This window comes from Paracoccus zhouxuedongae (genome assembly GCF_041927815.1).
Taxonomy (GTDB): Bacteria; Pseudomonadota; Alphaproteobacteria; order Rhodobacterales; family Rhodobacteraceae; genus Paracoccus.
This window is the reverse complement of the sequence record NZ_JBHFHM010000017.1, coordinates 23411-33049: the sequence shown is the minus strand read 5'-3', so window position 1 is coordinate 33049 and position 9639 is coordinate 23411. Positions and strand designations below refer to the sequence as shown.

The following is a 9639-nucleotide window of genomic DNA, read 5'->3' as shown; positions in this document are numbered from 1 at the left end:
TTTGGGGAGGGAGAAGGCATCCAGGTCGGGGGGTTGGGTGTCAGAAGTGGCGTGGGTCGGGTGGGTGTCCGTTTTTCGCGGCGGGGGCTGCCTCCCCCCCCACCCCCGTGCGTATTTTCACAAGAAAGAAGGGTCAAAGCGGCGCGGCGTAACCTTCAAAGGTGATATTGTCGGCGATCCGGCGGGCCTCGGCCTCGGCCTTTGGGCTGCGGATGGTCCAGCACAGGATCGCGGCACCGCTGGCCTTGATCTGGGACACGCGCGGGCGGGCAAGGTCGCCGGCCTCATGCGAGATGAAGCTGTGCAGGTCCGGGTCGAAATCCGGGATCTCGCGCAGGTGGTTGCAGACCGCAGGGGAAAGCGGCGCGTAATCCTCGGGGTCGTAGCTGCCGGTGGTCAGCCCGACCGGCAGGTCCGGGCAGGCGGCGGCGAAATGGGCGACCGAATGCGGGTTGAAGGACATCACCGCCACCGGACCGTCGTAACCGGCCAGCACCTTGGCGACGCGGGCCTCGAAGCCGCCTGTGTCGGCGCCCATCTGGCCGTGCTGGTCCTTGATCTCGATCAGCAGGGGAACGCGGCCCGCGACCTGATCCAGCACCTGCGCCAGCGTCGGGATCGTGTCGGAGCTGCCGGTCAGCCGGGTGTTGGTCAGTTCGGCCACGCTGCGGCCCCGGATCGGGCCGGGCTGTCCGGTCAGCCGCCCCAGGTCGTAATCGTGAAAGACCATCGGCGTGCCATCGGCGGCCGGTTGCAGGTCGATCTCGATCGCATAGCCCGCCGCAATGGCGGCGGCGATAGCGGCGGGGCTGTTTTCCACCCTGCCCGCCGCTGGGTCGTGCAGCGCGCGATGCGCGACCGGCAGGTCGCGCAGGGCCTTGGGCAGGGGGGCGCGCATCAGTCGCGGACCTCGAAGATCGCCTCGATCTCGACCGCGACACCGCGCGGCAGTGACGCCGCGCTGACAGCGGCGCGGGCGTGGCGGCCGGCCTCGCCGAAAACCTCGACCATCAGGTCGGAACAGCCGTTGATGACCTCGGGCTGGTCGGTGAAATCGGGGGTCGAATTGACAAAGCCGGTCAGCTTGACCACCCGCACCACGCGGTCCAGATCGCCAAGCGCCGCCTGGGCCTGGGCGATCAGCGACAGCCCGCAGGCCCGCGCCGCCGCGGCGCCCTGTTCGACGCTGACGCCATCGCCCAGACGACCCGTGATCAGCCCGTCCGGCCCTGCCGAGATCTGGCCCGACACGAACAGCATCGCGCCGCTGCGCACGAAGGGAACGTAATTGGCCGCCGGTGCGGGGGCGGCGGGCAAGGTGATGCCGCGCGCGGCAAGGCGTTCTGAAATGCTCATGTCGTGATCCTTTTACCAGCCAATATGATTGCGGAACTGCCCCAGCACCGTGCGCCAGATATCCAGCGTATCGTCAAAGTTCTTGCGGCCTACGCCGTCGGCATCGACATTCACGTCCATCTCGACGAAGGGGTCGCCCTCATCGTCCAGATAGGCCTTGCCAAAGCGCATGTCGCGGTTCCAGGCGTTGATCACCGCCACATCCATCGGCTCGGTCATGTCGAAGGCCGCCGTGAACTGGATCGACTGGCAGGTGCCGGTGTCGCAATCGTAAAACAGCACGTCAAAGCGCGTGCCCTCGATCCGCGACGACAGCCGGGGGTCGCCCGCGCCATCGACATCCTGTTCGACGACCAGCCCAAAGTCGGTCATCAGCGCCTTGACCACGGCCGGGTCACCGACCACCTGGGCCTGGACAGGTTGCGCCAGCAAGGCAAGGGCGGGCAGCAGGCGAAGCATGGTGGTCCTCCGGTTTGTGTCGGGATCAGTCTAGCGCAGCCGGGCGGTCAGCGCCACCGGTGCGCGCAGTGCCGATTGCGCGATCAGCACCTGGGCGGCGAAGTAAAGGCCCAGCACCCACAGCGCCGAGGCGGGCAGCGGGTCCAGAAACCGGTTCACCGCCAGCAGGATGTCGGATGCGGTGAACAGCACCGCGCCGAAGGCCGCCAGCCCGTCGGCGGGGTCGCGCGTGATGCGCACACGGCTGACGGCCTGCGCCGCCATCGCCCCCAGCACCGCCGCATAGGCGATCACCGGGGCGCGCATCGCAGCAGGCAGGCCGGGCCACAACAGCACGATCACGATCAGCACCAAGGCCGCAAAACAGGCCAGCACCGGCAGGTCGCGCGACGGCCCGATGCCCAGCGAAAACGCCCGCAGATAGGCCAGATGCGCCACGAAGAACGCCGCCAGCCCCGGCAGGAACAGATCCTGCGGCAGCATCAGCGCCACATCCCCCAGCAGCGAGGCCGCCAGCCCAAAGGCGATCGCCCGGCCATAGCGCCCCTGCCCGCGCCGGGCGACCGCCGCCAGCAGGATCGCGGTCGCCGCAGGCTTGCCGATCCAATGCACCCAGGGCCAGCCCAGCAGCGCCCCGCCGATGGCGGCGGCGACGGCAAGGGTGAACAGGGCGATCTCGGTCCGGGTCATGCCACCAGTGCCTCAGCTTTCTTCAGATCCACGCTGACCAACTGGCTGACGCCCTGTTCGGCCATGGTCACGCCGAACAGCCGGTCCATCCGCGCCATGGTCACCGCGTGGTGGGTGATGATCAGGAAACGGGTGTCGGTGCGGCGGGTCATTTCGTCCAGCAGGTCGCAAAAGCGGGTGACGTTGGCATCGTCCAGCGGCGCGTCGACCTCATCCAGCACGCAGATCGGGGCGGGGTTGGTCAGGAACACGCCGAAGATCAGCGCCAGCGCGGTCAGCGTCTGCTCACCCCCCGACAAAAGCGACAGGGTGGACAGCTTCTTGCCCGGCGGCTGGCACATGATTTCCAGACCGGCCTCCAGCGGATCGTCGGATTCGACCAGCACCAGCCGCGCCTCGCCGCCGCCGAACAGATGGGTGAACAGGAAGCGGAAGTTCTCGTTCACCTGTTCAAAGGCGGTCAGCAGCCGTTCGCGCCCCTCGCGGTTCAGGCCGGCGATCCCGGCGCGCAGCTTGCGGATCGCTTCCTCAAGGTCGGCCTTGTCGGTGGCCAGACGGTCATGTTCCTCTTGCACCTCGCGGGCGTCTTCCTCGGCCCGCAGGTTGACGGCACCGAGGGATTCGCGCTGACGGCGAAGGCGCTGGACGTCGATGTCCAGCGCATCGGCGGGGGCGACCGCACCGGCCAGACCGTCGCGGGGCAGGTCAAGCTGGGCGATCAGCGCCTCGGGCGTGGCCTCAAGGTCTTCGTCCATGCGGTGCAGCGCGGCGGCCAAAGCCTCGCGCGTGGCGTCGGCGCGGGCCTCGGCACGGGCGCGATCCTCGCGGGTGGCACCGGCGGCACGTTCGGCCTCGCGCTCGGCCTCGGCGGCGCGGCGCAGCGCGGTTTCGGCAGCGGCAAGGGCATCAGCGGCGGTGGCGCGGCGGGCTTCGGCTGTGGCGATCTGGCGGGCCAGTTCCTCGCGCTGGATGTCATGTTCGGCAGGCTTGTCGCGGGCCTCGGCAAGGGCGTCCTCGGTGTCGGCCTTGCGCGCCTCAAGTTCCGCCACGCGGGTTCCGGCGGTGTCCAGACGGTGCCGCCAGCCGGACAGTTCCTTGACGACCTCTTGCCGGCGACGGGTGCGGGCGTCGCCGTCGCGGCGGATCTCATCCGCGGCCGCGCGGCGCGACATCATGGCGATGCGCGCGCCCTCGACCGCCTGCTTGCCATCCTCGACCCGGCCGCGCAGGGCGTCCAGATCGGGCAGATCGGACAGCGCGGCTTCGGCCTCGCGCAGGCCCTGACGGGAGGACATGGCGTCGGCATCATGGCGCTGAACGGCCAGACGCGCGGTTTCCAGACGGCTGGCGGCCTGTTCGGCCTCGGAGCCTGCACGGCTGGCAGCGCGCTGCGCCTCGGCCAGGTTGCGGTCGGCGGCACGGCGCGCCTCGCGCGCGGCCTGATCGTCGCGGCCGGCCTCGGCCAGGTCGCGGTGCAGCGCGTCATGGGCCGCCGCCGCCCCCGCCGCGCGCGCCGCCACATCCTCAAGATCGCGCTTCAGTTCGACCAGTCGGTTCAACTGGGTCAGCCGCAGCGCCGCAGCCGACGGCACATCGCCCGAGGCCGCGCGCAAGCCATCCCACCGCCACAGATCGCCGCCCTGCGTCACCAGCCGCTGACCGGGGCGCAACTCGGCCTGCCGCGCCGCGCCCTCGGCCGGGTCGGCCACCAGCCCGATCTGCGACAGCCTGCGTGCCAAAAGGGGGTGCGCGCGCACATGATCGGACAGCGCCACAACGCCCGGCGGCAGCGGCAGCGGGTCGTCATAGCCAGGCAGCAGCGCCCAGCCGGAGCCCCCGCCATTGCCCGCCACCTCGGGCTGGCGAAGATCATCGGCCAGCGCCGCGCCCAAGGCGGCCTCATAGCCGCGATCGACCGTCAAACTGTCCAGAAGCTGACGCCCGGCCATGGATTCGCGGGCCACCAGACGGGCCAGGGCATCGACTTCGGCGCGCAGGGCGCCAGCCTCGCCCTCGGCCTCGGCGCGGGTGGCGCGGGCAGCGGATTCGCGGGCTTGCAGATCGGCGCGGCGTGCCTCGGCGGCGGTCAGCGCCTCATCGGCGGCATCGGCCTGGTCCTGCGCCTCGACCTCGGCGGCCTCGGCATCGGCAAGGGCGGCGCGCGCGGCGGCCACGGCGGTCTCCTGCGCGGCGACGGCCTCGGCGGCGCGGGCGCGGTCGGCCTCGGCGCGGTCCAGCAGCTTTTGCTGATCGCCGCGCAACCGTTCGGCGGATTGATAGCGCGCCGACAGCCGCGCCGCGTCCTCGGTCAGGGCCGACAGCACTTCCTCGGCCTCGGACAGCGCCGCCCCCGCCTCGGTCGCCGCCTCCTGCGCGGCGGACAGGCGGTCGTCATGGCCCAGACCGGCCTTTTCCAACTGGCCCTGTTCCCATTCCAGACGCGCGATCACCTCACCCGCGTCGCGGGTCAGGCCGGTTTCACGGTCGATATCGCGGCCCAGTTGATCGACGCGCGCCGCCAGCGTGCGGATCGCCTCGACCGCGCGGGTGGCGTCGGCCTCCAGCGTTTCGCGGGCCACGCCAAGGCGTTGCAGGATGGCCCCGGCGATGGCCTCCTCCTCACGCAGCGGCGGCAGCGCGCCCTCGGCCTCCTCGCGGGCGCGGGCGGCCTGACGGGCGGCGGATTCGGCCTGCGCGGCGGCGCGGGTGCGGTCGGCAAGCGCGGCCTCGGCCTCGGCGCGGGCGGCATCGGCATCCATCCAGCGGCGCAGCGCCAACAGCGCCTCGAACCGGCGCAGATCTTCGCCAATCTCGCGGTAGCGCGCGGCCTGACGGGCCTGCCGCGCCAGCGTCTGCAACTGGCTGGCCAACTGGTCGATCACGTCATCGACCCGCGCCAGGTTCTGTTCCGCCCCCGACAGCTTCAGTTCCGCCTCATGCCGGCGCTGATACAGGCCGCTGATCCCCGCTGCTTCCTCAAGAATGCGGCGGCGGTTCTGCGGCTTGGCGTTGATCAATTCGCTGATCTGCCCCTGCCGCACCAGTGCCGGGCTGTGCGCCCCGGTCGAGGCATCCGCGAACAGCATCTGCACATCGCGCGCCCGCACGTCCTTGCCGTTGACCTTATAGGCCGACCCGGCCTCGCGCGTGATCTTGCGCAGGATTTCCAGCGTGTCGCTGTCGTTGAAACCCGCCGGGGCCAGCCGGTCGGCATTGTCGATGAACATCGTGACTTCGGCGGTGTGCCGCGCGGGCCGCGTGGCGGCGCCTGCGAAGATCACATCCTCCATCCCCGATCCGCGCATCGCGGTGGGGCGGCTTTCGCCCATCACCCAACGCAACGCCTCCAGCAGGTTCGACTTGCCGCAGCCATTGGGGCCGACCACGCCGGTCAGCCCCTCACGGATGACCAGATCCGTGGGGTCGACGAAACTTTTGAAGCCGTTCAGCCGAAGCCGGTTGATGCGCAAACGGGGGCCTTTCGATTCCTGACGGGTGATCCTTGGCCCCCAAAGCGCCCGAGTCAACCGGCCCGGCCCGCATCTGGGGGCTGGGCGGCGGTTATCCACAAGATATGTGGGGCTGGACGCCGCGAGGCCTGCGCCGCAATCTGTGCCCACAACAGCCAAGGCCAGCCCATATGTCCAGCAACATCGTTCCCGGTGCCGTGATCCTTCTGACCTTTCAGCTTGTGGGCGAGGTGGCGGCCCGCGCCCTGTCGCTGCCCCTGCCCGGCCCGGTTCTGGGCATGATCGCCCTGGTTGCGGCGCTGATCGCGCTGCCCCGGCTGCTGGCGGTGGTGGCGCCGATGGCCGATGCGCTGCTGGGCCATCTCAGCCTGCTGTTCGTGCCTGCGGGGGTTGGCGTGATCGCGCATCTGACGCTGCTGCGCGATCAGGGGCTGGCGGTGGTGCTGGCGCTGACGGTTTCGACCGCGCTGGCGATCGTCGTCGGGGCCTGGGCCTTTGCGCTGACCGCGCGGCTGATGGGGTCGCGCGATGACTGACGCGGCGCTGATCTGGTCCTACCTTGCGCGCGAACCGCTGGTCTGGCTGACGGCGACGCTGGCGGCCTATTGGCTGGGCGATCTGGCGTTCCGCCGATCCGGGCGAAGGCCCTGGGTCAACCCGGTGCTGGTGGCGGTGATCCTGCTGGGCGCGCTGCTGACGGCCACCGGCACGCCCTATGCCGACTACTTTCAGGGCGCGCAATTCGTGCATTTCCTGCTGGGTCCGGCCACCGTTTCGCTGGGGGTGGCGCTGTATCGCAACCTGCCCGCCGTGCATCGCGCCGCGCTGCCGATGCTGGTGGGCCTGCTGGCCGGGTCGCTGACCGCGATGGTCGCGGCCCTGGGGATCGCCTGGGCGATGGACGCACCCGATCAACTGCTGGTCGCCCTGGCGCCGAAATCGACCACCGCGCCGGTCGCCATCGGCATTGCCGAAAAGCTGGGCGGCCAGCCGACGCTGACGGCGGTGCTGGTGCTGCTGACCGGGATTTTCGGCGCGATCATCGCCACGCCCCTGCTGAATGCCACCGGCCTGCGCGACTGGCGGGCGCGGGGCTTTGCCGTGGGCGTTGCCGCGCATGGCATCGGCACCGCGCGGGCGTTTCAGGTGAACCCCACCGCCGGGGCCTTTGCGGGCATCGCCATGGGGCTGAACGCGGCGCTGACCGCGCTGATCGCGCCCTGGGTTCTGGCGCTATTCCGCTAGCCCTTGCGCGCCCGATCCGGCTTTGGCATCGTGGCACCGGGCGATGGCGTCGCCCCGGCAGCCGCCGCCCCTTCAACGTCCTGAACGCCGGGATCATCTTGGTCCCGCGCGCGGACCGGAGGGAAGAATGAACCGCCCCGACATGTATCGTTTCCACAACGGCACCAAGGCCCCGCTGCCGTTTTCCGCCGATGAATACGAGGCCCGCCTGGCCGGCCTGCGCGAGGCGATGGAGGTGCATGGCGTCGATGTCTGCGTGCTGACCTCGATGCACAATATCGCCTATTACTCGGGCTTTCTGTATTGCAGCTTTGGCCGCCCTTACGGGCTGGTCGTGACCCATAACGACAGCGTAACGATCAGTGCGGGCATCGACGCGGGCCAACCCTGGCGGCGCTGCCATGGCGATAACATCACCTATACAGACTGGCAGCGCGACAATTTCTGGCGCGCGGTCGCCAGCGTGGCAGGCACCGGCAAGGTCGTGGGCTGTGAGGCCGACCACCTGACGCTGGTGCAGTCGGAAAAGCTGAACCACTTCCTGCAACCCAAGCGCGGGGTCGACATATCGCTGGCCACGATGCAGCAGCGGATGCTGAAATCGGACGCCGAGATCGAGCTGATCCGCGCCGGGGCCGCCACGGCGGATGTGGGCGGCTTTGCCATCCATGACGCGATCAAGGTGGGCGCGCGGGAAATCGACGTCGCCATGGCAGGCCGTGACGCGATGGAGGCCGAGATCGCCCGCCGCTTTCCCGATGCCGAATACCGCGACACTTGGGTCTGGTTCCAGTCGGGGCTGAACACCGACGGCGCGCATAATCCGGTGACCGCGCGCAAGCTGGCGGTCGGTGACATCCTGTCGCTGAACACCTTCCCGATGATCTCGGGCTATTACACCGCGCTGGAACGCACCATGTTCGTGCGCGAATGCGACCCGGCCAGCATGAAGATCTGGCAGGCCAACATTGATACCCACGAATACGGCATGAGCCTGCTGAAACCCGGCGTGTCCTGCGCCGAGGTGACGGCGAAGATCAACGAGTTCCTGGCCGAACGCCAACTGCTGCAATACCGCACCTTCGGTTACGGCCACAGCTTTGGCGTGCTGTCGCATTACTATGGCCGCGAGGCCGGGCTGGAACTGCGCGAGGATATCGACACCGTGCTGGAACCCGGCATGGTCATCAGCATGGAACCGATGCTGACCATCCCCGAAGGGCAGCCCGGTGCCGGTGGCTACCGCGAACACGACATTCTGGTGATCACCGAGGACGGGGCCGAGGATATCACCAAATATCCTTACGGCCCGGAGCAGAACATCGTCGGATGACAGACGGCGGGCCGGGTCACCCCGGCCCGGCAGCCCCTTAAGGGGCCTCGTCCAGTTGGTCGGCCCACAGCACGCGCACATTCACGCCGTGTCCCACCCGGTCATACAGGTCGATCGCGTCCTGATCCAACATGCGGATACAGCCCGCCGACACCGCCTTGCCCAGGAATTGCGGCTCGCACCCGCCGTGGATGCGGTAATAGGTATCGACGCCGTTCTGGAACAGATACAGCGCCCGCGACCCCAGCGGATTGGGCGGACCGGGGCGCATCCCGCCATTGGCAACCGAATAAGGCTCAAGCGAGGGGTCGCGCGCGATCATGTTCGCGGTCGGCCGCCAGACCGGCCATTTCCGCTTGAACTGCATCCGCGCCACACCCGACCACGAGAACGCCTGCCGCCCCGTGCCGACGCCATAGCGCAGCGCCCGGTCGCGGCTTTCCAGCAGATACAGATAGCCCTGGCCGGGATCGACGACGATGCTGCCGACCGGATCGCCGGGATAGGGGTTGTCGACGCTCTGCCGCCACAGGCGCGGATCGACGATGCCCTCGGGCACGGCGGGGATCGGGTAAGGCTCATCGTAAATCGCGCCGTAAAAGGCAGGCAGCGGCGGCCAGACCGGGCGCGGCGGCTCGGGCGGGGGCTTGGGGATCGCTGGGGCACAGGCCGACAGGCCAGCCACCGCCCCGGCGGCGACGAAAAAGCGACGGTTCATCATGGTTTTGTCCTTTGGCTGATGGTTCTGAACGGGGGGCGTTCAGATCAGCCGGGGCGGCCTGCGCGGCGTCGATGTCAGCGCCTTTGGCGCAAAGCTGCGCCCCTCGGCGCGCGGTTGTCCGGGGCCGGGGGGCGGCGGCAGATGCAGATCGGGCGGCGGCGGCGCCAGATCGGGGCCGCAGGGCGCACCGGTCAGACAGGCACCCGCCGGTTCGACATGTCCCCCCGCCTCGGCCTGTGGCGGGGCGTCGGTCAGCGCGACCGCGACCTGGGCCTCGCCACTGGCGGCCACAGCCCGCCCATCCCAAAGGGGAAGGGCCAGGGCCAGCATCGCCAGCGCCACCAGAAGGGTCCGCAGCATCCTCA

10 protein-coding genes are annotated in these 9639 nt (G+C 69.5%); 3 read left to right on the top strand and 7 right to left on the bottom strand.

Translation table 11 applies throughout. From position 1 onward, the window contains the following. Positions 1-133: 133 nt before the first annotated feature. The 5 genes from ACEYYA_RS14430 to ACEYYA_RS14410 are packed head-to-tail and all read right to left on the bottom strand — an operon-like array spanning position 134 to position 5975. A complete protein-coding gene (locus ACEYYA_RS14430) occupies positions 134-898 on the bottom strand; it encodes a glycerophosphodiester phosphodiesterase family protein (protein ID WP_374801622.1) in 765 nt (254 codons plus the stop codon). Beyond that, positions 898-1356: a RidA family protein gene (locus ACEYYA_RS14425; RefSeq protein ID WP_374801621.1), complete on the bottom strand. Its 459-nt coding sequence runs from the start codon at positions 1354-1356 to the stop codon at positions 898-900. Before ACEYYA_RS14425 ends, ACEYYA_RS14430 begins: the two co-directional genes overlap by 1 nt. A gap of 12 nt (positions 1357-1368) precedes the next feature. Continuing rightward, positions 1369-1815 (bottom strand): YbjN domain-containing protein, encoded by a 447-nt coding sequence (locus ACEYYA_RS14420; RefSeq protein ID WP_374801620.1) that lies wholly within the window; start codon positions 1813-1815, stop codon positions 1369-1371. A gap of 30 nt (positions 1816-1845) precedes the next feature. Further along, complete coding sequence (locus tag ACEYYA_RS14415) at positions 1846-2505, bottom strand: lysoplasmalogenase (RefSeq protein WP_374801619.1); 660 nt, start codon at positions 2503-2505, stop codon at positions 1846-1848. After that, positions 2502-5975 carry a chromosome segregation SMC family protein gene (locus tag ACEYYA_RS14410; protein WP_374801618.1) on the bottom strand — a complete coding sequence of 1158 codons (3474 nt, stop codon included), beginning with the start codon at positions 5973-5975 and terminating at the stop codon, positions 2502-2504. The genes ACEYYA_RS14415 and ACEYYA_RS14410 overlap by 4 nt, the downstream gene beginning before the upstream one ends. A 170-nt stretch (positions 5976-6145) precedes the next feature. On the opposite strand from ACEYYA_RS14410, the gene ACEYYA_RS14405 reads away from it, so the two are divergent. The 3 genes from ACEYYA_RS14405 (at position 6146) to ACEYYA_RS14395 (ending at position 8553) form a co-directional block, all read left to right on the top strand. Beyond that, entirely contained in the window at positions 6146-6511 is a 366-nt protein-coding gene (locus ACEYYA_RS14405) for a CidA/LrgA family protein (RefSeq protein WP_374801617.1), read from the top strand. Beyond that, positions 6504-7220 carry an LrgB family protein gene (locus ACEYYA_RS14400; RefSeq protein ID WP_374801616.1) on the top strand — a complete coding sequence of 239 codons (717 nt, stop codon included), beginning with the start codon at positions 6504-6506 and terminating at the stop codon, positions 7218-7220. The genes ACEYYA_RS14405 and ACEYYA_RS14400 overlap by 8 nt, the downstream gene beginning before the upstream one ends. A 127-nt stretch (positions 7221-7347) precedes the next feature. Further along, entirely contained in the window at positions 7348-8553 is a 1206-nt protein-coding gene (locus ACEYYA_RS14395) for an aminopeptidase P family protein (RefSeq protein WP_374801615.1), read from the top strand. Positions 8554-8590: 37 nt separating this feature from the next. Here ACEYYA_RS14395 and ACEYYA_RS14390 read toward each other — a convergent pair whose 3' ends face one another. Both ACEYYA_RS14390 and ACEYYA_RS14385 read right to left on the bottom strand, forming a co-directional pair. Further along, entirely contained in the window at positions 8591-9274 is a 684-nt protein-coding gene (locus ACEYYA_RS14390) for a L,D-transpeptidase (protein WP_374801614.1), read from the bottom strand. Between the two features lie 39 nt (positions 9275-9313). Beyond that, complete coding sequence (locus ACEYYA_RS14385) at positions 9314-9634, bottom strand: hypothetical protein (protein ID WP_374801613.1); 321 nt, start codon at positions 9632-9634, stop codon at positions 9314-9316. Positions 9635-9639: the final 5 nt, after the last annotated feature.